A 22568-nucleotide genomic window follows, 5' to 3' on the forward strand; every position below is an offset into this window, starting at 1 on the left:
CTTTAACGCAGCGTCTCACACAGCTGACGATAATCTCGTACCGCCGGATGACGCTGGAAAGATTGATCGGGCCGACCGGAATCCGGATTGCTGACGCCTAAACACCAGCGAATGCCCCAGCTTGTCGCTGCATCCAGAATCGCTTCGCTGTCATCAATGAATAGCGTGCGCGAACGCTCAAACGCAGTGTGCTGCTGAACAGCCTGCCAGAGACGCGGATCCTCTTTCGGATACCCAAAGGTATGGGTGGAAAGTAATAAATCAAGGTGGGCAGCTAATCCGGTCTGCTCCAGTTTGACATCCAGATTATAAGGATGCGCATTGGTCAGCAGAATGGTGCGTTTGCCTGCGGCGCGTAGCGCCTGCAATAACGGCAGCGTATCTTCACGCATTGCGGCGCGATGGCGCTTTTCCCACGTCATGGCGCGAATATCCAGCGCCAGTTCCTGCGACCAGTAATCGAGACAATACCAGTTTAGCGTATGCATCACGGCCTGATACTTCTGCTCAATCAGCTGATGGGCTTCACCCAGCGTGATCGCGCGTTCACGGCTTAAGGTTTCAGGAACGTGTTCCAGCCAGAAGTGGCGATCAAAGGCGAGGTCGAGCAGCGTGCCGTCCATATCCAGCAGCACGGTATCAATCTCTGACCAGTTAAGCGTAACCTGCATTTTCTTTCTCGCCGCAAAAAAGTGGGCGACAGGGTAGCACAGAAGGGAAGGGCTCAGAACAGCGAGCGCACGCTCTGCATAGTGTTCAGATTGTGGTTGAAGCACTTGTCGTAATATTGCTGAATTTCCGCCATACGCAGACGATTACGGTGAATACGACGCAGCGCCAGCAAGCCGTTGATCACCGCGCTGGCAATCAGTACCAGCATCAGCAACGCGGTGCCTAGATAGCGCCATTGCGCCATCGCATCTGGCTCGTTATGCAGCGCGATATGACGGGTACCGTTAGCATCAGTGGTAATACTGGTGATGATGCCGCTGGCGGCGAACGGCGTATGCAGCAGCATTTCAGACATGCGCTGTAGCTCACGCCATTGCGAAGGGGCATCGAGATCAAACAGCGAAACTGACGGCTGCGGCTGCGTCACCATCTGGCGACCTTCATCACTGATGATCAGGAAACCACCCGGCGGCGGACTATTGAGGTTTTCTGCCGCGCGACGGGTCTCGCGTGCGAAGAAAGTAGAAGTAGCAGTGTTGACCAGATTTTCCAGCGCTTCAGCGCTAACCGGGCGCAGCAGCACATTCATGCCATTCAGCTTGCCGGAATCTGCGCGATGGATCAGCGAATCCCAATCTTTGGCGTTGCCCAGATTTACCAGCGCATTTTTCAGGCGCACACAATCCTGCTGCTGGCTGCACAGCTCCTGGGTTTTCAGCACCAGATCGGAGAAGTCATCCAGCAGAATCATGCCGGATTTTTGAATCGCCGAGGCCAGCTGCGGGTTGAGCTTCGGATCGGTGTTGGTTTCCGGATGCAGCTGGCGCGTGGTGGTGTCGAGCAACGCGGAAGCTTTATCGATGATATCCGATTGCGGCTGTGGCAGCGGCGCGGCGTTGTTCCAGTAAATGGCTGAGCAGTCAAACGGCATGTAGGCGTAACTGCGATTGCTTTGGTAGTTGCCTGGCACCGAACACATGCCGGTGCCGCCCACTTTCAGGCTGTCGCCGATGTGTAGTGGCAGCGCATTCAGCTTATCAACGCTGTTCACTTCGATGCTCTCGGTGCCTTTTACCCACGCGAGGCTGAGTTTGATCGGCATGCTGAGCGGAATCCAGGTGAACAGCATTACCAGCACCAGCAGCGAACCACACGCCAGCACCAGGTTTTTACGCCAGCGCTGCACCGGGAAGTTACGCACTTCGTCCTGCAGCGACAGGAAGCGGCCCTGACGCACCACCTGACGATTGAGGTACATCTCAACATCGGTGATCTGGCCTAGATCATGCGCCACATAAGGCTGCCAGTGTGCAGGGTAGATCAGATCAATAATGCCAAGCGAGATGTTGCTCTGCTCCTGATTTGATTCGCCGAACAATCCCCAGCGCTTGGGCGCACCGCGCAGGCAGTGGACGTCACGCAAACCATTCGCACCCGGGAAGCGGTAGAGGAACCACAGGCTGACGGCAATCATCAGGCAGCCGAGCAGGGCAATCCATACCATCAGGCTGCCGGGCAGCACCAGGCTAAGGAAGAACAAGAGGAAAGCGAAACAGATGGCGACCGCTTCACGCGTGCCGTCGGCGCGTGACAGTTGATACTCTTCCGAGGTCTCTTTGCGCACCTGCAGCAGTTCAACGTTCTCGCTCTCTTCTTTACGAATAGAGGCGTTGGTTGACATCGGTCGTACCAGCGGCGGCAGCGCCGGTTGTTCAACGGCGTAGCTCACCAGTGAATGACCGTTGAGCGAAATCACCAGCGGCAGCGTTTGCGTACGGATCAACTCAACATAGTTTTCATCGGCGATGTACTGCTCCCACAGCGGCGGCAGATGCACCTCGACTTCGTCGAGATAGTAGCGCCATTTCTGCGGATCGTCGGTGGAGAGGCCATAGCGGGTGATGGAACGAGTGACAGGATAAACGTTACTGCTTTGCGCGGTGAGCGTCAGCGCTTCGGGTTCGCGTGACTTCTTTGCAGAACGGGTACTGCTGTGTTGCTGCTGTTTGGCCAGCAACGCAATGTACTTTTCAACGGCATCACGTTCTTCGTCAGTAAGCTTGCGATGAGGCGGACTGATAAACGGCAGAGGTTTCGCCAACGGCGGACGATGCCGCATAGCGTACCAATAGCCGATACCTGCGAGTAACGAACAGGCGAGCATGACTGCCAGAATGACAATGTAAGTGCTCATGCTTTGCTCAATCCAGCCAAAAAACTGCCTTCACGTTAACGATGTACTCCCGGTGAATCCATCAATACAAGTCAATTTTGGCGAGCAGAAGTGATTCTGACAAGGGAAAAGTCAGATAAAATAACGCGCAAAATCATTTGATTATAGTTTGGTAGATTATTCCTTAACGGGATGTTAACCAGATAAAACTCAATTAAATATCGGCATTATCTGAATTGTGCACAACATCGTTGACTTATTGTGAATTTTTAACTGCATAGATAACAAGAAGTTGTTAGCGGCAGTGAGTGAATGTATGTCACCATAGTTTACCTACACCGCGTCTCGCACAATAGTTCGGGCTTCGGTATGCTGGCGTCATCACGTTTCACAGGGTTGTGCTAAGTTTGAGGCTGATATGAAAACCCCAATGAAAAAACCTGACATCCTCAATGTGGAAGCGGTTGCCCGCTCCCGTTTGTTCACCATAGAAGCGGTCGATCTCGCTTTCAGCAATGGCGCGCGTCGCGTCTATGAACGCATGAAGCCTTCCGATCGGGAAGCGGTGATGATTGTGCCGATTATCGGCGATGACGTGATCCTGATACAGGAGTACGCCGTGGGTCTGGAAAGCTATGAACTCGGTTTCCCGAAAGGGCTGATCGATCCCGGTGAAAGTGCCTTTGAAGCCGCCGACCGCGAGCTGAAAGAGGAGGCGGGATTTGGTGCCACTAAACTGGAAGCGCTCGGCAAGCTGACCATGGCGCCCTCTTACTTCTCCAGCAAGATGAACATTGTGGTCGCGGAAGGTTTGTACGAAGAGAAGCTGGAAGGTGATGAGCCGGAGCCGCTGATTGTTCATCGCTGGCCGTTAAATAACCTGTTGGCGCTGCTGGAGGAACCTGATTTCCGCGAAGCGCGTAACGTCAGCGCCCTGTTTATGGTGCGCGAATGGTTGGTGAAGCAGGGACGTTTAAGCTACTAATCTTTGAGTATCGCTTAAAAAAGAAAGCCGGCAGAGTTGCCGGCTTTTTTGATCAGAACAGTTCGTGGCTTTGGCCATTGTCCATGATGGTGGTTCCTACATCATGCACCGAATATTCCGTTGGCTGCGTGCCGTTGATGAAGTACTCCTGACGCGAGTTGCCGCCGTTGGCCAGTTTACCGGTACCGCGATCGATATTAACGGTGACTACGCCATCTGGCGGTGTCAGCGGCTGAACCGGCACGCCTTCCAGCGCGGATTTCATATAATCATCCCACGCTGGCTGAGCACTCTTGGCACCGCCTTCGTAACCGGAGATTTGGTCCGGAATCGCGCCTGACATCGTTGAACGACCGAGCGCACGTGAATCATCGAAGCCAATCCACACTGAGGTCACTACGCCCGGACCGTAACCGGAGAACCACGCATCTTTCGAGCTGTTGGTGGTACCGGTTTTACCGCCGATATCGTTACGTTTTAAGTCACGACCTGCACGCCAACCGGTTCCCATCCAGCCGGGTTCGCCGAAGATGTTGGTGTTTAGCGCGCTCTTGATCAGGAATGACAGTGGCGTGTTGATCACGTGCGGTGCATATTGCTGATCGCCACCCGGCTGCGGCTGCGCGGGGACTTGCTCCAGCTCCGGTTGCGGCACGGTTTGGTTCTGCGATTGCTCGGAAGTGGCGACATTCTCAATGCTCTCTTCGTTCAGCGCCACCGACTTTTTGGTATCGCCATAGATCACCGGCAAGTTGCACTGCGGGCAGGCAATTTTCGGTTTCTCTTCAAAGATTACGCCGCCTTGTTCGTTCTCAATTCTGGTGATGAAGTACGGATCGACCAGGAAGCCGCCGTTTGCCATCACCGCGTAACCGCGCACCACCTGCATTGGCGTGAACGAAGCCGCGCCTAACGCTAACGATTCGGTATGTACGATGTTCTGCGCCGGGAAGCCGAAACGTTGCAGGTATTCCGCCGCGTAATCTACGCCCATTGCACGCATCGCACGCACCATCACCACGTTTTTCGATTCGCCCAAGCCCTGACGTAAACGGATAGGACCGGCATAGGTAGGTGGCGAGTTCTTCGGACGCCAGTCGGCGCCTGCACCCGCATCCCAGCGCGAAATCGGCACGTCATTGAGAATCGATGCCAGCGTTAAACCGCGATCCATCGCTGCGGTGTACAGGAACGGTTTGATATTGGAGCCGACCTGACGCAGCGCCTGGGTAGCGCGGTTAAACATGCTCTGGTTGAAGTCGAAACCGCCGACCAGGGCGCGTACGGCACCATCTTCAGGATTGAGAGACACCAGCGCGGAGTTCACCAAGGGAACCTGGCCGAGCCACCAATCATCATTCACTTTACGCACCCAAATCTGCTGACCGGCTTGCAGCACCTGCGTCACGCTACGCGGCGTTGGGCCTTGCAGCGTGTCAGATTTGTAAGGGCGCGCCCAGCGCACGCCCGCCATGCTCAATGAGACGCTACTGCCATCTTTCAGCATAGCCGTGGCCTGATCGGCGCTGGCACTGGTGATCACTGCGGCATTCAACGGGCCATAAGTTGGCAAGTTTTTCAGCGCGCTCTGGATGCGGGTTTGATCCCAGCTAGCTTCACCCACTTTCCACAGCACGTTAGTCGGACCGCGATAGCCGTGACGCATATCGTAGGCCATCACATTGTTACGCACCGCCTGCTGTGCGGCTTCCTGCAGGTGGCGGGTCACGGTGGTGTAAACCTTATAGCCATCTTCATACGCTTTATCGCCGTAACGCTTCACCATCTCCTGTCGCACCATTTCACTTAAATAAGGTGCGGAGAAGGCGATTTCCGGGCCGTGATAGCTGGCCGTCAACGGTGCATTACGCGCTTCGTTATATTGCTGCTGCGTGATGTAGTTTTGATCCAGCATACGTGCCAGCACCACATTACGACGCGACAGTGCACGCGTATGAGAATAGAGCGGGTTGAAGGTGGAAGGCGCTTTTGGCAACCCGGCAATCACCGCCATTTCGCTCAGCGACAGCTGATCAATGGATTTTCCAAAGTAGACCTGCGCCGCAGCGCCCACACCGTACGCGCGATAGCCGAGATAAATCTTGTTGAGGTACAGCTCAAGAATTTCATCTTTGCTTAACAGCTGCTCAATGCGGATTGCCAGGAACGCTTCCTTAATTTTACGCATTAAGGTGCGCTCTGGACTGAGGAAGAAGTTACGCGCCAGCTGCTGGGTGATGGTACTGGCACCCTGCGATGCGTGACCCGACATCAGTGCAATGCTGGCAGCACGGAAAATCCCCACCGGATCGACACCGTGATGCTCGTAGAAACGGCTGTCTTCGGTGGCAATAAACGCTTTGATTAACTCAGGCGGCATCTGCTTTAGGGTCAGCGGCACACGGCGCTTCTCACCGTATTGGGCGATTAGATCGCCATCCGCGCTGTAAACCTGCATAGGCGTTTGCAGGCGCACATCTTTCAATGTGTTCACATCGGGCAGCTGCGGCTCTATGTATTTGTACAAACCATAAACCGTGCCGGCTCCCAGCAAAATGCAACACACTGCAAGGATCAATAAATACTTTACGAACTTCACCTGAGAATTCCCATCTGTTGTCGTTTGAGCAGTTTATAAGCAACCGCGCGGTAGTATAAAGACAAGCCTGACGCTTTGATATACCCGTCAGACTTGAAGTTGCCGGTGCGTTGGCCAGGTGTACTCACCTTAGTCACTAACTCATGTAAGCGGCTGGAGATTCATGCACTTGCCGACTTCCTGCAACGCCAATTCTTTCGAGTATTGGCCTAATTCCCTTCAATGGTAATGATAAGGAGATCGCGCGCATGGCTTTTGAGCGCTGGCAAATCGGACTGGACATCCAAAATGGGCAGATCTGTGCCCTTGGCATTGAACGCCGTCGTCATGGTTGGCAGTTGCGACACTGGTGGCAACAAACGCTGCCGCAAGATACGTTAAGAAACGGTGTGCTGCAAACCACGCCTGCGTTACTGGATATGTTAGGACGCTGGCAGCGCCATCTGCCGAAACGTTATTCGCTGCGTGTTGGTCTGCCGCCACAGCTGGTGTTGCAACGAACCTTACCCTTGCCGGAAACCTCGTTGCGTGAACCAGCATTAGGGCGTTATGTGGCGGCTTCCGCACAGCGTCTTTTCCCGGTTGAGCCGGCTTCGCTATCGCTGGATTATCGATCGCCGGGTAAGGCTTCGCAGCTTTGCGTCACTGCGGCGCGGCGCGAGGTGATCGGCCAATGGCTGACGCCGCTCAAACAGGCGGGTCTGAGACCTGACGTATTTGAGCTGAGTAGCCTGGCGCTGACGCAAATCGGCATGCGTATGCCTTTACGCCACAACCAGCTGTTGATTCATCCGCTTAGCGATCACTGGCTATGGACGCTGGCAGGTGAAAGCACCACCTCAGGCGCAGCCACCGAACCCCTCACTCTCGCGCAACTGCGTGACACCTTTCCACAGATGGAGAGCGTACTCTGCACGTCACCCCAGGTCTTGCCTGAGGAGCAGGTGAAACGTTGCAAGCCGTTTACGCTGCTGCACTATCTGCAACCGCCTTTGCCCGAGCAGGAGGGTGAGTTTGCTATCGCGCTTGGGTTGGCACTGCGCCCGGAGGATGCCTGATGCTGGCGGTCAACTTGCTTCCCTGGCGCATCCAGCAATGGCAGCGGCGGCGCCAGCAGAGCATCACGCTGCTGGCACTGACGTTGGTTTGCACCTTGCTGATCCTTTCAGCGCTGTGGTGGCGTGGCGCAATCGCACGGCAGCTACAGGCGGAAGCCCTGATGGATATCACCTTCATCCTCAACACACTGCAACAGCAGCTTGAGCAGCAGCAATCGCTGCTGCAGTTGCGTGAGTCACTTCTTCAGGCGCAGCGCGCCCAGCAACAGCGGCAAGATCAGCACCATCGCTGGCAGCATTTCTGGCAGCAATTGCCGGAACTAATGCCTGAAACCTTATGGCTACATCGCCTTGAGCGGCGGCAGGGGCAGTTGGTGCTGGAGGGGCAGGCGCAGAGCATGGCGGCAGTGAGTGATTTTCGTCATCAATTGATAACGCAGCCGTTGTTCAGCAGCGTGAAGCAGGGCGGTGTGCAGCGCCAGTCCGGCGGCGATTATCGCTTCGCCCTGCATGCGCGCATACAGGAGTTGGCCGATGAATGATCTGCTGCAACGCTGGCTGATGTTAACGCTACCGCTACGCATCGTAGCATTACTGTTGTTATCGCTGCTGCTGTTCGCGCTGATGTGGTGGGTAGTGCTTCGTCCGCAGCAGCAGATGCATGAAGCGCAACAGCAACAGCTGGGAAAAATGAGGCAACAACAGCAACAGCGTTTGCAACAGCTGGCACTCTTTCCAACCATTGAGCTGTTGCAAGATGAGATCGCCACGCTGCAGCAACCTGAGCCGGACATGGCGGCGCAGCAAACGCTGGAGACAATTGTTGCTGCACGGGGTAGCCAGCTGGAAGCCTGGCATCCGGACAGCCAGCCGCAACAGCTACAGCTGCGGCTCATCTGGCCACAGTTTCTGCCGCTGTTTAGCGAGCTCGCCACGACCCGCTTAGCCGTGCCACAGCGTTTTCAGCTGCAAGCCGAGCAGGGCGTGCTGAACACGCAACTTTGGCTGGAGAGTGACGATGCGGAGTAGCGCGCTGCTGTTGCTGCTCTGCAGCTCCCTTGCGCTAGCGCGCGATCCTTTCCAGCCGCTGACAGAAACGCTTTGCCAGGCACAGGTTGCCGCGCCGCAAGGCTGGCGTTTGCAGGGCATCATTGGTGCAGCGCCGCACTATGTGGCGTGGCTGGTTTCTCCGCAGGGAAAAAGTCATCGGCTGACCGAGCAAACACCCTTTCCGCTGCCGCCCTGGCAAGTCGTGCAGCTTACGGCACGCACGCTGGTGCTGAACGCGGCACAAAGTTGTTCGCCCCAGCAAATCACATGGGTAATAAAAGGAGGTTTTTATGAAATGGATGACGTTACTGATACTGCTGTCTCTGAGCGCCCCGCTGCGCGCCAGTGACGATCGCCTGAGCCTGACGTTTGATGATGCGCCGGTTGAACGCATTTTACAGGCGCTGGCGGATTATCAGCAGACCAACCTGCTGATTGCACCGGGTGTTGAGGGCCGCCTCTCGCTGCGCTTAGATAATGTGGGTTGGGAGCGCGCGCTCGCCCTGGTGACACAGCTGGCAAAACTTACCGTGGTACAGGAAGAGGGCGTGCTGTTGGTCTACCCAGAAAGCTGGCAACAGTTGCAGGCGCAACAAGCGCAGGCAGAGCGTGAGGAGGAAAAACAGCAAACGCCTCTGGAACAACGAACCGTGACGCTGCATTACGCCAGCGCCAGCGATATTTATCGTAGCTTACAAGCCGAGCGATCCTTGATGACGCCACGTGGCAGCGTGACGGTGGACAGTCGCACCAACAGTCTGCTGTTGCGCGATACGACCGAGGCGCTGCGTGACACTGAGCGCTGGTTAAAAGCATTAGATTTACCGCTGGAGCAGGTTGAGCTGGCTGCACACATCGTCACCATCAATGAAGAGCATCTGCGCGAGCTGGGCGTTAACTGGGGCACTTCACCCGCAGAAGTCGTGACCCAGGCGCTGCGTAATCCACTGCTGGATATTCCCCTGGCGGTGGGCAATCCGGCGTTTCGTGCCGGCGTGACGCTGGGCCAGGTGAGTGGCGAATTGTTGAACCTCGAATTAAGCGCATTGGAGCAGGAGAACCAAATCGAAATTATCGCCAGCCCGCGCCTGTTTACCGCGCATCAACAGACCGCCACTATCAAGCAGGGAACGGAAATCCCCTATGAGGTGAAGTCAGGTAATAGCGGGGCGACGGCGATTGAATTTAAAGAAGCGGTGCTGGGCATGGAGGTTACACCCGTGGTGTTAGGTAATGGACGCATCCAGCTAAAACTCAGATTGAGTCAGAACCTGCCGGGAAGGAGCGTTAACATTGGCGATAATCAGGTACTGAGTATTGACAAGCAGGAGATTGAAACTCAGGTAACGCTTCGAGATGGCGAAACTTTAGCGCTCGGCGGCATTTTTCAGCAGCAGCGTACGCAGAGCGAAAAACGCGTTCCCTGGCTGGGTGAATTGCCGCTGCTGGGGAATTTGTTCCGTCAGCAGACCGACGAGCAGAAAAAAAAGGAGCTGGTTATCTTTATTACCCCCAGACTGGTCAGGGAAGCAGCGCTTACTGCCGGATAAAGCGGAAAATTCGTTCTGTGAGGCCAACTGCGTTGACGCAGGGCTGGAATTAGCTTACAAGGTTTAGCGATTTTCAAAACGGTGTAACGGAACGCGGCAGAATAACCTTCCGAATGACGTCGGTCACAAGCGATACTGACGTCAAAAGAAATATCTCCAAAATAATTCGAGCTCCAGTAGGACGTTAAATGAGTGAATTCACTGTGCTTACATTGGTAAGCGATTACGGTGGATGACCCCGGCCAGCGTGCCTGTAGCACGAAATATAGCGGATTAGCGGAGGTGCGTTACCGTCTCGCGAACCACAGACCGGTCCTGTTAAGAGGTCGCCGGGGGCAATTTATTCGGTTGCCAAACGGCCATGAGTGTTGAGATAATTTTCCGTCTGACTCTTGTTAACGCTCATGAGGTCTCAGTTCCTGTCCCGCCAGCTATGCTGAACGCGGGGTATCATCAACGAATTCTTAGTAATACCGATAAAATGGCAGAGAAACGCAATATCTTTCTGGTTGGGCCGATGGGTGCCGGCAAAAGCACTATTGGTCGTCAGTTGGCTCAGCAACTCAATATGGAATTTTTCGATTCCGATCAGGAAATTGAGCGACGCACCGGAGCGGATGTAGGCTGGGTATTTGATGTGGAAGGCGAAGAAGGCTTCCGCGATCGTGAAGAAAAGATCATTAATGAGCTGACCGAGAAGCAGGGCATTGTCCTGGCGACCGGTGGTGGCTCCGTCAAATCCCGCGAGACCCGTAATCGTCTCTCCGCCCGTGGTGTGGTCGTATACCTAGAAACCACCATCGAAAAGCAGCTTGCTCGTACCCAGCGTGATAAAAAGCGTCCGCTGTTGCAGGTTGAATCACCGCCGCGCGAAGTACTGGAAGCGCTAGCAGGTGAACGTAATCCGCTTTATGAAGAGATCGCTGATGTCACTATTCGCACTGACGATCAGAGTGCAAAAGTGGTGGCCAATCAGATTATCAACATGCTGGAAAAGAACTAATCCAGCGCCCTGAGGGCTCAGTAATAGGTATCGGTCATCATGGAGAAGATCACTGTCTCACTCGGGGATCGCAGTTACCCCATCACCATCGCTGCCGGACTGTTTAACGATCCGGCTTCTTTTTGGCCGCTCAAAGCAGGCGACAATGCCATGCTGGTAACAAACCAGACACTGGCGCCGATCTATCTGGAACCCCTGGCAGCGCTACTCAGCAAGGCTGGAGTGAAGGTAGATCAGGTCATTTTGCCTGATGGTGAGCAGTACAAAACGTTGGCTGTAATGGACGAGGTGTTCACCGCGCTGCTGAAAAAGCCGCACGGTCGTGATACCACGCTGATTGCACTGGGCGGTGGAGTGATTGGTGATCTGACCGGATTTGCTGCGGCCAGCTATCAGCGCGGTGTGCGCTTTATTCAGGTGCCGACCACGTTGCTGTCTCAGGTTGACTCCTCCGTGGGTGGCAAAACCGCGGTAAACCATCCTCTTGGCAAAAACATGATTGGGGCGTTTTACCAGCCCGCGTCTGTGGTTGTGGATACCCATTGCCTGGCCACTCTGCCGCCGCGCGAACTCGCGTCGGGTCTGGCGGAAGTGATCAAATACGGCATTATTCTTGATGGCGAATTTTTCCTGTGGCTGGAGCAGAATCTTGATGCTCTGCTGGCACTGGATGAAAAAGCCATGGCTTACTGCATTCGTCGCTGCTGCGAGCTTAAAGCCGAAGTGGTCGCGGCTGATGAGCGCGAAACCGGTGTGCGTGCACTGCTTAATCTGGGCCATACTTTTGGTCATGCGATTGAAGCGCATATGGGTTACGGCAACTGGCTGCACGGCGAAGCGGTGTCGGCTGGCATGGTGATGGCCGCGCGTACCGCCGAGCGTTTGGGGCAGTTCACTTCAGCTGAAACCGATCGCATTATCGCGCTGCTATTGCGCGCCGGTTTACCGGTGCATGGCCCGGCGAGCATGGCGGCGGAAGATTATCTGCCTCACATGATGCGCGATAAAAAAGTGCTGGCCGGCGAGTTGCGTCTGGTGCTGCCTCTCGCTATTGGCCGCTCTGAAGTGCGTGCAGGTGTGGCTCATGATATGGTGCTGGCAGCAATCAATGATTGCCAGAAACCCTGATTATTAGAAGTGATGAGTGGTGATGCGGCGTGTGGGAAGCGCGTCGTTTTACGGAGGAGGCTAAATGGATGAGTTCAAACCGGAAGACGAGTTAAAACCTGACGCCAGTGACCGCCGTCCGACGCGGTCACGCAAATCGTCTTCTGCGCCGAAAGTGAAAGTACCGGTTTCTCGTCAGCATATGATGATGGGCATTGGTATTTTAGTTCTGCTGTTGGTGGTGCTGGGAATTGGTTCGGCGTTAACCGGTCCAGATGAGAAGAAACCAGCAACCAATACCGCAAATAATGGCGCGGCACCTTCAGCCGGTGGCAGCGAAAAGAACATCGACCTTTCAGGTTCGACGTCCATGAGCGGCCAGCAAAATGCCACACAGTCTGCTGATGGCGGCGCTGCGCAAACTACAGCGGGAGCGGCTGCACCTGCGGGCAACGACGCCCAGTCCATCTCGATGCCACCGGTATCCTCAACGCCCACTCAGGCCGAAACCGTTGATACTCCAGCAAACCAACAGCGTGTCACGCTGCCGGGCGATCTCAACACCGCGCTGAACAATCAGCAGGGTTCTGTTGATGCTGCGGCACAAGGCGCACAGGGTAACAGTTCGCTGCCAACCGCACCGGCAACGGTGAGTGGCAACGGTAAGGCGATGACGCCGCCAGCGATGCGTGCGGAAACCCCACCGCGTAATGCCAGCAACGGTGCACGCGAGACGCACGCTGCTAGCACCACCACGCACAAAGCTCCGGCAGCGACTAAATCGACGCCGGTGAAAGAGAACAACACGCACACTACGCCAGCGCGTAATGCGGCGCCTGCGAGCAGCAGCGCCAGCAAATCGTTGCCATCGGGCGGCAACTACACGCTGCAGTTGAGCGGTGCGTCGAAAGAAGAGAGCCTGAACGCCTGGGCGAGAAAACAGAACCTGAGCGGTTATCACGTGTATAAAACCACGCGCAACGGTCAGCCATGGTACGTGTTGGTGAGTGGTGCTTACGCCACGCCAGCCGATGCGAAACGCGCGGTGGCATCGCTGCCAGCAGAAGTGCGTGCGGCGAATCCTTGGGTGAAACCGCTTAGTCAGGTGAAGAAAGAAAGTCAGTAATTGATGTGGGGCTGCGCAGATGTGGCCCCGTTTAAAGCGCAGAGCTGCTGTCGGTTTCACCACAGCCAATAATTAAGATGTAATAACCACGACAGCATGAAAAAAAATCGCGCTTTCCTGAAATGGGCCGGAGGGAAATACCCGCTCCTTGATGACATCCGTCGTCATTTGCCACAAGGTGATTGTCTAATCGAACCCTTTGTCGGCGCCGGTTCAGTATTCCTCAATACCGATTATGACCGCTATCACCTGGCGGACATCAACGGTGATCTCATCAATCTCTATAACATCGTCAAAACGCGTACCGCAGCGTTCATTGAAGACGCGCGCCAGCTTTTCAACGCCGACGGTAACACGGCGGAAACCTACTACGCGCAGCGTATCGCATTCAATGCCAGCAGAGATGAATATCAGCGCGCGGTACTGTTCCTGTATCTCAATCGCCATGGTTACAACGGGCTGTGCCGCTACAATCTGCGTGGGGAGTTTAACGTCCCTTTTGGTCGCTATCGTAAGCCCTATTTCCCGGAAGCGGAGCTGCTGTGGTTCGCCGAACGGGCGCAAAAAGCGACCTTTGTCTGTGAATCTTACGATGTTACTCTGAACAACGCCGCTGAAGGCTCAGTGGTTTATTGCGATCCGCCGTATGCGCCGCTCTCGGCAACGGCGAATTTTACCGCGTATCACACCAACAGTTTTAGCCTGCGCGAGCAGCAGCATCTGGCGGAACTGGCCAATAAGCTGGCGCAGCAAAATCGCATCCCGGTACTGATTTCTAACCACGATACAGTGCTCACGCGCGAGTGGTATCAGAATGCGGATTTACACGTAGTCAAAGCCCGGCGTTCCATCAGCCGAAGCATAAGTGGTCGCACTCAGGTCGACGAACTGCTGGCGCTTTTCCGCTAGTCTGTTTCGTCCGCGACCAACGCATTACGCCAGCTCCGGCTGGCGCACAAAATTGGGAGATTCGGATGAAACAATTTTTACTGGCCCCTTCAATTCTTGCTGCTGATTTCGCTCGTCTGGGCGAAGACACAGCCAAAGCGCTGGCGGCAGGTGGTGATGTGGTCCATTTCGATGTAATGGATAACCACTACGTTCCTAATCTGACCATGGGGCCGATGGTGCTGAAAGCGCTGCGCGATTACGGCATCACTGCACCTATTGATGTGCATCTGATGGTAAAACCAGTGGATGCATTGATCCCGGAATTCGCTAAAGCGGGCGCTACCTTTATTACTTTTCACCCGGAAGCCAGCGAGCATGTTGATCGCACGCTGCAGCTGATCAAAGAGCACGGTTGCAAAGCGGGTCTGGTATTCAACCCCGCGACACCGCTCGACTACCTCGACTACGTAATGGATAAGCTGGATATCATTCTGCTGATGTCGGTGAACCCTGGTTTTGGTGGTCAATCCTTCATTCCCGGTACGCTCGACAAACTGCGCGAAGCGCGTCGCCTGATCGATCAAAGCGGCTATAACATTCGTCTGGAAGTGGATGGTGGCGTGAAAATCGACAACATCGGCCAGATTGCTGCTGCCGGTGCAGACATGTTTGTCGCGGGCTCTGCGATCTTTGGTCATCCGGATTACAAGAAAGTAATCGACGAGATGCGTGGCGAACTGGAGAAAGTTAATGGCTCATTTCACTGATATCCGCGCGCTGGCGTTCGATCTTGACGGTACGCTGGTCGATAGCGCGCCGGGTTTGGCGCAGGCCATCGATCATGCGCTGGCCGATCTGCAATTGCCGCCGCCGGGTTTGGCATTAGCCTCCACCTGGATTGGTAACGGTGCCGACGTGATGATGACCCGCGCGCTGACGTGGGCGCTGGGACGCGAACCGCATGCCGAAGAGCAACGTGATGCGCGTGCACTGTTCGATAAATATTACGCCCAAACGGTGGAAGCGGGCAGCACGCTGTTCCCGCAGGTGAAAGAGACGTTGGCAGCGCTGCAGGCGCAAGGCCTGCCGCTGGCGATCGTCACCAACAAACCGACGCCGTTTGTTGCGCCGCTGCTTAAGTCACTCGGTATTGCTGATTACTTTACGCAGATTATCGGCGGCGATGATGTGGTGGTGAAAAAACCCCACCCGGCGGCTATCTTCCTCGTGCTTGGCCATTTTGGCGTGCTTCCCGGACAATTGCTGTTTGTCGGCGATTCGCGCAATGATATTCTCGCGGCCCAGGCAGCAGGCGTGCCGAATATCGGCATGACATTTGGCTACAACTACGGCGAGCCGATTGCGACAAGCCAACCCGATTTAACTCTCGACTCTTTTGACGAACTTTTGCCCGCTATCGGGCTGTGATTATCAGGACATAACATGAGCAAACCCATCGTTTTCAGCGGCGCCCAGCCTTCCGGTGAACTGACCATTGGCAACTATATGGGTGCGCTGCGTCAGTGGGTGCAGATGCAGGATGATTTCCACTGCATTTACTGCATCGTCGATCTGCACGCCATAACCGTACGTCAGGATCCGGTTGCGCTGCGTAAAGCCACGCTGGATACCTTAGCGCTGTACCTTGCCTGCGGCATCGACCCGGCCAAAAGTACCATCTTTGTTCAGTCGCATGTGCCAGAGCATGCGCAGCTGAGCTGGGTGCTGAACTGCTACGCCTATTTCGGCGAGCTGAGCCGCATGACGCAATTCAAAGATAAATCAGCGCGTTACTCGGAAAACATCACTGCCGGCCTGTTTGATTATCCGGTGCTGATGGCGGCAGACATCCTGTTGTATCAAACCAATCAGGTGCCGGTGGGCGAAGATCAGAAGCAGCATCTGGAACTGAGCCGCGATATCGCGCAGCGCTTCAATGCGCTGTATGGCGACGTGTTCAAAGTGCCTGAGCCGTTCATTCCGAAATCGGGCGCGCGTGTGATGTCGCTGCTTGAGCCAACAAAAAAGATGTCCAAGTCAGACGACAACCGTAACAACGTGATTGGTCTGCTGGAAGACACCAAAGCGGTGGTGAAGAAGATCAAACGCGCAGTGACTGACTCTGCCGAGCCGCCCGTGGTGCGCTACGACATCAAAGAGAAAGCCGGTGTTTCTAACCTGCTGGACATTCTCGCTGGCGTCACAGGCAAAACCATTGCCGAGCTGGAGCAGGAGTTTGAAGGCAAAATGTATGGCCATCTGAAAGGCGCGGTTGCGGATGCAGTTTCAGGCATGCTGACCGATTTGCAGGAGCGTTATCATCGTTTCCGCAACGATGAAGAGCTGCTCAATCAGGTGATGCGCGATGGCGCAGCGAAAGCCCGAGCGCATGCGCAGGAAACGCTAAAGAAAGTGTACGAAGCGGTAGGTTTTGTCGCACAGCCATAAACGGCTTGCAGCATAGAGCAGAACGGCGGGTCATCATGACCCGCCGTTTTTATTTGATGCGATGTAACGCCAGTTCGGCGCCATCCCAGAACAGACGGGCATTGCCGTCAGCCAGCACGCTCAGCACGGCACCCGGTGCTGGTCCCCACGACTTATTGCCACAGCTCACGTTGAAACCGTAGCGGAAAGTGAAATCACGATCTTGCCCCGCGCCATTGGCGGCAGTGAGACGCGGTTTAGTTGCGCAGTTATCGACCGAAGGATTGATGCTGCGTTCGGCGGTACCGCGCGTCCAGTTGATCGCATTCGGCTTAAACGCCACGCGCGCACCCATAAACTGCGGGTCATTCTTAATGTAGATCTGACCCATCTCCTTCTTAGGTGTTACCGCCACCACCTGCCATTCGCCGACGACGTTCGACCAGGTAACGGGTGCAGCAGCGGCAACCGCGCTTAGCGGCAATAGCAACGCGCAAACCAGTGAAGCAACGCGCATGGAAACTCCTTATCAATGAGAAAGATGGCTATTAGTCTGGCGACAAAGCGCAGCGCTGTACAGTTTTTTGCCGCTTCAGAACCAGCGTAACTGTGAGCGCAGTTCCACAACGCGACCAACAATAATCAGAGCTGGACTGACAAACTGCTGCGCTAACGTCGCCAGATCAGCCAGGGTTGCGGTTTCGACCCGCTGCTGCGGCGTGGTGCCATTCTGCACAATCGCGACTGGCATGGTCGCATCCATGCCGTGCTGCAACAGCTGCTGCTGGATCTCAGGCGCCTGCGCCAGTCCCATATAGAACACCAGCGTTTGCTGCTCGGCGGCCAGCTTGCGCCATTCGATTTCCCCGTGCTGCTGCAAATGGCCGGTCACGAAGCGCACGCTTTGCGCGTGGTCGCGATGCGTAAGCGGAATGCCGCTGTAGGCAGCACAGCCCGATGCGGCAGTAATGCCCGGCACCACGCTAAACGGAATATGGTGCTGCGCCAACAGTTCAAGCTCTTCGCCGCCGCGACCAAAGATAAAGGGATCGCCGCCTTTCAGTCGCACTACGCGCTTGCCGCTCTGCGCCTGCTCAAGCAAAACCTGATTGATCTGCGCTTGCGGCACGCAGTGATGGCCCGCCTGTTTGCCGACGAAGATACGCTCAGCATCGCGGCGCACCAGATTGAGAATCGGCTCGGAGACTAAGCGGTCATACACCACAACATCGGCCTGCTGAATATGCTGCAGGCCTTTCAGCGTCAGCAATCCGGCATCGCCCGGCCCGGCGCCCACCAGCACCACTTCGCCTTGCTGCGACAGCGGTGCATCGAATAAGGTCTCGACGATATGCTCCGCGCGCGGCCGATCATTATTTGCCAGGGTTTGTGCCAGACGATCGCTAACAAAAAAACGTTCCCAGAACGCGCGGCGCTGCGCCATGCTGGCGAAGGTGCGCTTCACACGACTACGCAACGAACCGGCTAGTGCAGCCAGCTCACCGAGATGCTGTGGCAGCATTGCTTCGAGTTTTTCCCGCAGTAAACGCGCCAGCACCGGCGCACGACCACCGGATGACACCGCAATCATCAGCGGTGAGCGGTCAATTATCGATGGCATAATGGCGCTGGCTTCCTGTGGTGCATCCACCAGATTACAGAAGATGCGACGCTGCTCAGCCACATCGCCAACCTGCTGATTGACCGCGTCATCGTCGGTGGCGGCAATCACCAGCCAGCAGCCGTCGAGCCAGCGCTCATCAAACGCGCCGGGTAGTAAAGTCAACTTTCCCTGTTGTGCCCACTGCTGGAAGGCAGGGGAGAAATCCAGCGCGCCCACGTGCAGATCGGCACCGGCATCCAGCAGCAAACGCGCTTTGCGCTCTGCCACATCACCACCGCCAACCAATAAACAACGTTTGCCCTGCAGGCGGCAAAACAGCGGAAAGTAGTCCATAGCTCATCCTGAAAAAAGCCCGCACGGGGCGGGCTAAAAAAGTGTTATACCGCTTTGAGCGGCGCGGCTTGCGCTTCGGGCTGCGGGCGTTGCGCCTGCGGCGTGGCATACCAGTAGCCAAGGCCCATCAGCACCATGCCAGAGAACATATTGCCCAGCGTCACCCACAGCAAATTGTGGCCGATACCGCTCATTGTGAGGTCTGCATTATGCTGACCAAACCACGACAGCGCAAAGACCGTCATGTTGGCAATCGAGTGCTCATAGCCGGAAGCGATAAACGCCAGTAAACACCACCAGATGGCGATAAACTTCGCCGTCCCTTCCGTACGCACCGCCATCCAAATCGCCAGGCACACCAGCCAGTTACACAGTGCGCCTTTAAAGAACAGCGCCATGGCCGGCTGCGTGGTTTTCGCCAGCGCTGCGCTGTGGATCAGCGAGCCAGCATTTGGCAGCAGCGGACCCGCGGCATAGTAATAAATCAGTGCCACCAGCACCGAGCCGACCAAATTTCCTAACCAGGTTTGCGGCAACACGCACCACATCTGACCTTGTTTGATGGTGCCGGCTTTCACGCCAATGGTGAGGAACATGGTATGACCGGTGAACAGCTCGGAACCGGCGATGATCACCAGCGTCAGCGCAATCCCAAAGGTCGCTCCCATCAGCAGTGGACGATATGCCGCTTCGACCAGATTACCGAGCGTGAAGATCAGGATAATTGCCAGGCCCACATAGGCGCCGGCCATTGCTGAACCGATCCAAAAAGCCAGCGGACTGTGCTGTGCAGTACGCACAATGCGCGCCGCATTGGCGGCGCATTTATTAAGGGTGTCAGTAAACATAGTGACGTCTCATAAAGTGAAGGAATGCGGTCAGGCACCTATCTCAACCTTGCCTGCGCTGACGCGCACCGGATAGCTCGCCACGGAACGCGCTTCGTCTTCCAGACAAAAGCCATCACTCAGGCGGAAGCGCTGCTTTTTCAGTGGGCTTGCCACCCACAGCGCTTGCTGGTGCTCAGCAATCAAACCGCGTGATAACACGCTGGCCTGGGCGAAAGGATCAATATTGCTTAATGCGTAGAGTTGCTCATCATCGCGCGGTCGGAAAATGGCAATCTGCTGGCCTTTGACGAGGGCGCAAACGCCGGTCGCCGGGAGAATTTGGTTGAGTTCACACACCGGATGCCACTGGCTCATGCGTCGATCTCCTCAATCAGGGTGATCGCAATGCGCTCGTCGGGACGCGCCGGGCGATGCTGATCGCGTTGGTTAATATGCTGCACCAGCGGATCGCGCTGATCGCTGTTGATAAAGGTGTTGAAGTGATTGTGCTGCTGCGGATGTTGCACCGTTGCGGTCCATTCGCACTCAACTTCGCCGCGCAGGCGAGTCAGCTCGCTTTCAAGCTGCGCATTGAGGCCAAGCTTGTCGTCAACAATGACGCTGCGCAGATAGTCGATACCGCCATCCATGCTTTCCAGCCACAGCGAAGTTCGCTGCAGGCGGTCGCCGGTGCGGATGTAGAACATCATGAAGCGATCCAGATAGTGCAGCAGCGTGTCGCGATCGAGATCGGCAGCCAGCAGATCGGCGTGACGAGGTTTCATGCCGCCATTGCCGCACACATATAGGTTCCAGCCTTTTTCGGTGGCGATAATGCCTACGTCTTTGCCCTGAGCTTCCGCGCATTCACGGGTGCAGCCGGAGACGCCAAACTTCATCTTGTGCGGGGTACGAATGCCTTTGTAGCGATTCTCCAGCTCGATGCCGAAGCCAAGGCTGTCGCCAACGCCAAAGCGGCACCAGACGCTGCCGACGCAGGTTTTCGCCATGCGCAGCGCTTTGGCATACGCCTGTCCGGTTTCAAAACCGGCTTCAATCAGCTGTGTCCAGATGGCAGGCAGATCGTCACGCTGCGCGCCAAACAGGCCAATACGCTGCGAGCCGGTGATTTTGGTGTAGAGATTGTACTGGCGCGCCACGGCGCCAATTGTCATCAACCCTTCCGGGGTAATTTCACCTCCGGCTGAGCGCGGGATCACCGAGTAAGTGCCATCTTTCTGAATATTGCCGAGGAACAGATCGTTGCTGTCCTGCAGCGGTGCCAGCTGTGGCTTCAGTACGTACTCGTTCCAGCACGAGGCCAGCAGCGAACCCACGGTGGGCTTACACACTTCGCAGCCGTAGCCCTGACCATATTTGGCCAGCAGCGCGTCAAACGATTTGATCTCTTCTACGCGAATCAGGTGATACAGCTCCTGACGCGAGTAAGGGAAGTGCTCACACAGATGATTGTTGATTTCGATGCCCTGACGGCTCAGTTCACCGTTCAGTACCTGCGTAATCAAGGGAATGCAGCCGCCGCAGCCGGTTCCGGCGCGGGTTTCGGCTTTCAGCGCCGCTACGGTGTGGCAACCGCCCTGCACGGCCTTGACGATATCGCCTTTACTCACGTCGAAGCAGGAGCAGATCTGTGCGCTATCCGGCAGCGAATCAACGCCCATTGCCGGTTTCTCGCCGCTGCCTGCAGGCAGGATCAGCAATTCGGGATTTTCGGGTAACGTGATGTTATTCAGCGCCAGTTGCAGCAGATTGCCGTAATCGCTGGTGTCACCCACCAGTACCGCGCCCAGCAATGTGCGGTTATCTTCGCTGACAATCAGCCGCTTATAGATATTTTTCTGTTCGTCGAGCCACAGGTAGCTGCGCGCGCCCGGCGTGCGGCCATGTGCATCACCAATGCCCCCGACATCCACGCCCAGCAGTTTCAGCTTGGCGCTCATGTCTGCACCGGCAAAGGCATTATTGCGGCCCAACAGCCTATCGCTGGCGACCTGTGCCATTTTATAGCCCGGCGCAACTAAGCCATAAATACGGTTCTGCCAGGCGGCGCATTCGCCGATAGCGTAGATGGCCGCGTCGCTGGTTTGGCAATGATCGTTAATGGCGATGCCGCCGCGCTGACCTAGCGTCAGACCGCACTGCTTAGCCAGTTTGTCCTGTGGACGAATGCCGGTAGAGAAGACGATGAAATCCACATCCAGCGCGCTGCCGTCGGCAAACTCCAGCGTTTTACCGCCTTTGGCATGATGAACGATTTGCTGGGTGTTTTTGCCGGTGTGGACGCGCACGCCCATCTGCTCGATTTTGCGTCGCAGCTGCTCGCCGCCTTGCGGATCGAGCTGCTCCGCCATCAGCACGGGTGCGAACTCAATCACGTGGGTTTCAATGCCGAGGTTTTTCAGCGCGCCTGCAGCTTCGAGCCCCAGCAAGCCGCCACCAATTACCGCGCCGCGTTTGCTGCGACGGGAACAGGCTTCAATGGCGTTCAGATCTTCAATGGTGCGATAGACAAAGCAGTCGCTGCCTTCCGCACCTTTGATGGGGGGAATCCATGGGTAGGATCCGGTGGCGAAAATCAGCGTGTCATAATGCACCGCGCGACCGGTATTGGAGTGAATCAGTTTTTCGTCGCGGTTAATGGTGATGGCGCGTTCGCCAAGCAATACATTCACCTGATGCTTCTGGTAATAACCTTCGCGAACCAGTGAAAGTTCTTCAGCGGTGTGATGGGAGAAATAGGCGGAAAGGTGGACGCGATCATAGGCGACCCGGGGTTCTTCACAGAAAACGGTTATCGAAAACTGATTCGAAACATCTTTGTCGATAAGTTCTTCTATAAAGCGGTGGCCGACCATGCCGTTGCCAATAATAACGACACTGTGCTTGCTCATGCTTGCCTCAAAAATTGCGGTATCTGCGGCTACCTTAACGCCCCGCTTTAGGCGCTTATTGATATACATCAAGCGCGCCCTTATATACCTATTTAGAGGTATGTAACTGATTTTGAACAAATAAGTTAAGTGGCTTATTTGGTTGATAATTACCCAATCATTTTCTTCGCCGCTACGGAATGTGCCCGCGGTGACATTGGTTTTCATGCTAGCTTTAGATTTTGTGTT

At 55.6% G+C, this 22568-nt stretch carries 21 protein-coding genes; 13 read left to right on the forward strand and 8 right to left on the reverse strand.

Annotated elements, in window-relative coordinates:
- Positions 1–2: 2 nt before the first annotated feature.
- The gene (gene yrfG, locus WFL93_RS17465) at positions 3–671 is read right to left on the reverse strand and encodes a GMP/IMP nucleotidase (RefSeq protein WP_007892297.1); all 669 of its coding nucleotides are present in this window, start codon (positions 669–671) and stop codon (positions 3–5) included.
- Positions 672–724: 53 nt separating this feature from the next.
- A complete protein-coding gene (locus tag WFL93_RS17470) occupies positions 725–2866 on the reverse strand; it encodes an intracellular growth attenuator family protein (RefSeq protein ID WP_007892294.1) in 2142 nt (713 codons plus the stop codon).
- Between the two features lie 397 nt (positions 2867–3263).
- Here WFL93_RS17470 and nudE point away from each other — a divergent pair, with 397 nt between their 5' ends.
- The gene (gene nudE, locus WFL93_RS17475; protein WP_007892292.1) at positions 3264–3830 is read left to right on the forward strand and encodes an ADP compounds hydrolase NudE; all 567 of its coding nucleotides are present in this window, start codon (positions 3264–3266) and stop codon (positions 3828–3830) included.
- A gap of 52 nt (positions 3831–3882) precedes the next feature.
- Here nudE and mrcA read toward each other — a convergent pair whose 3' ends face one another.
- Complete coding sequence (mrcA, locus tag WFL93_RS17480; protein ID WP_180822615.1) at positions 3883–6429, reverse strand: peptidoglycan glycosyltransferase/peptidoglycan DD-transpeptidase MrcA; 2547 nt, start codon at positions 6427–6429, stop codon at positions 3883–3885.
- Positions 6430–6677: 248 nt separating this feature from the next.
- Here mrcA and pilM point away from each other — a divergent pair, with 248 nt between their 5' ends.
- The 12 genes from pilM to trpS all read left to right on the forward strand — a co-directional run bounded on the left by pilM (position 6678) and on the right by trpS (position 16662).
- Positions 6678–7487: a pilus assembly protein PilM gene (gene pilM / locus WFL93_RS17485; RefSeq protein ID WP_049851936.1), complete on the forward strand. Its 810-nt coding sequence runs from the start codon at positions 6678–6680 to the stop codon at positions 7485–7487.
- Positions 7487–8029 (forward strand): PilN domain-containing protein, encoded by a 543-nt coding sequence (locus tag WFL93_RS17490; RefSeq protein WP_336778676.1) that lies wholly within the window; start codon positions 7487–7489, stop codon positions 8027–8029. Before pilM ends, WFL93_RS17490 begins: the two co-directional genes overlap by 1 nt.
- On the forward strand, positions 8022–8516 hold the full coding sequence (locus WFL93_RS17495) for a HofO family protein (RefSeq protein WP_336778677.1): 495 nt from the start codon (positions 8022–8024) through the stop codon (positions 8514–8516). Before WFL93_RS17490 ends, WFL93_RS17495 begins: the two co-directional genes overlap by 8 nt.
- Positions 8506–8886, forward strand: a complete 381-nt coding sequence (locus WFL93_RS17500) for a HofP DNA utilization family protein (protein ID WP_336778678.1) — start codon at positions 8506–8508, stop codon at positions 8884–8886. The genes WFL93_RS17495 and WFL93_RS17500 overlap by 11 nt, the downstream gene beginning before the upstream one ends.
- Entirely contained in the window at positions 8828–10087 is a 1260-nt protein-coding gene (gene hofQ, locus WFL93_RS17505; protein ID WP_072093422.1) for a DNA uptake porin HofQ, read from the forward strand. The genes WFL93_RS17500 and hofQ overlap by 59 nt, the downstream gene beginning before the upstream one ends.
- A gap of 481 nt (positions 10088–10568) precedes the next feature.
- A complete protein-coding gene (gene aroK, locus WFL93_RS17510; RefSeq protein ID WP_008107887.1) occupies positions 10569–11090 on the forward strand; it encodes a shikimate kinase AroK in 522 nt (173 codons plus the stop codon).
- A 39-nt stretch (positions 11091–11129) separates the two neighbouring features.
- Positions 11130–12218 carry a 3-dehydroquinate synthase gene (aroB, locus tag WFL93_RS17515; protein WP_049851940.1) on the forward strand — a complete coding sequence of 363 codons (1089 nt, stop codon included), beginning with the start codon at positions 11130–11132 and terminating at the stop codon, positions 12216–12218.
- A gap of 64 nt (positions 12219–12282) precedes the next feature.
- Positions 12283–13323 carry an SPOR domain-containing protein gene (locus WFL93_RS17520; protein ID WP_336778679.1) on the forward strand — a complete coding sequence of 347 codons (1041 nt, stop codon included), beginning with the start codon at positions 12283–12285 and terminating at the stop codon, positions 13321–13323.
- A gap of 96 nt (positions 13324–13419) precedes the next feature.
- Positions 13420–14232, forward strand: a complete 813-nt coding sequence (gene dam / locus WFL93_RS17525) for an adenine-specific DNA-methyltransferase (protein WP_336778680.1) — start codon at positions 13420–13422, stop codon at positions 14230–14232.
- Positions 14233–14297: 65 nt separating this feature from the next.
- Positions 14298–14981 (forward strand): ribulose-phosphate 3-epimerase, encoded by a 684-nt coding sequence (gene rpe, locus WFL93_RS17530; RefSeq protein WP_007892266.1) that lies wholly within the window; start codon positions 14298–14300, stop codon positions 14979–14981.
- Positions 14965–15642 carry a phosphoglycolate phosphatase gene (locus WFL93_RS17535; RefSeq protein ID WP_007892264.1) on the forward strand — a complete coding sequence of 226 codons (678 nt, stop codon included), beginning with the start codon at positions 14965–14967 and terminating at the stop codon, positions 15640–15642. Before rpe ends, WFL93_RS17535 begins: the two co-directional genes overlap by 17 nt.
- A 15-nt stretch (positions 15643–15657) precedes the next feature.
- Entirely contained in the window at positions 15658–16662 is a 1005-nt protein-coding gene (gene trpS, locus WFL93_RS17540) for a tryptophan--tRNA ligase (protein WP_007892261.1), read from the forward strand.
- A 49-nt stretch (positions 16663–16711) separates the two neighbouring features.
- Here the strand turns inward: trpS and WFL93_RS17545 are convergent, their stop codons facing one another.
- From WFL93_RS17545 to nirB, 5 genes are all read right to left on the reverse strand, one after another.
- Entirely contained in the window at positions 16712–17158 is a 447-nt protein-coding gene (locus WFL93_RS17545) for a hypothetical protein (RefSeq protein WP_007892259.1), read from the reverse strand.
- A gap of 75 nt (positions 17159–17233) precedes the next feature.
- Complete coding sequence (gene cysG, locus WFL93_RS17550) at positions 17234–18598, reverse strand: siroheme synthase CysG (protein ID WP_336778681.1); 1365 nt, start codon at positions 18596–18598, stop codon at positions 17234–17236.
- A gap of 44 nt (positions 18599–18642) precedes the next feature.
- Positions 18643–19446, reverse strand: a complete 804-nt coding sequence (gene nirC, locus WFL93_RS17555) for a nitrite transporter NirC (protein ID WP_336778682.1) — start codon at positions 19444–19446, stop codon at positions 18643–18645.
- Between the two features lie 30 nt (positions 19447–19476).
- Entirely contained in the window at positions 19477–19803 is a 327-nt protein-coding gene (gene nirD, locus WFL93_RS17560; protein ID WP_336778683.1) for a nitrite reductase small subunit NirD, read from the reverse strand.
- Positions 19800–22340: a nitrite reductase large subunit NirB gene (gene nirB, locus WFL93_RS17565; RefSeq protein ID WP_336778684.1), complete on the reverse strand. Its 2541-nt coding sequence runs from the start codon at positions 22338–22340 to the stop codon at positions 19800–19802. The genes nirD and nirB overlap by 4 nt, the downstream gene beginning before the upstream one ends.
- Positions 22341–22568 lie beyond the last annotated feature (228 nt).

Source organism: Pantoea sp. USHLN256, from assembly GCF_037149875.1.
Lineage (GTDB): Bacteria > Pseudomonadota > Gammaproteobacteria > Enterobacterales > Enterobacteriaceae > Pantoea > Pantoea nemavictus.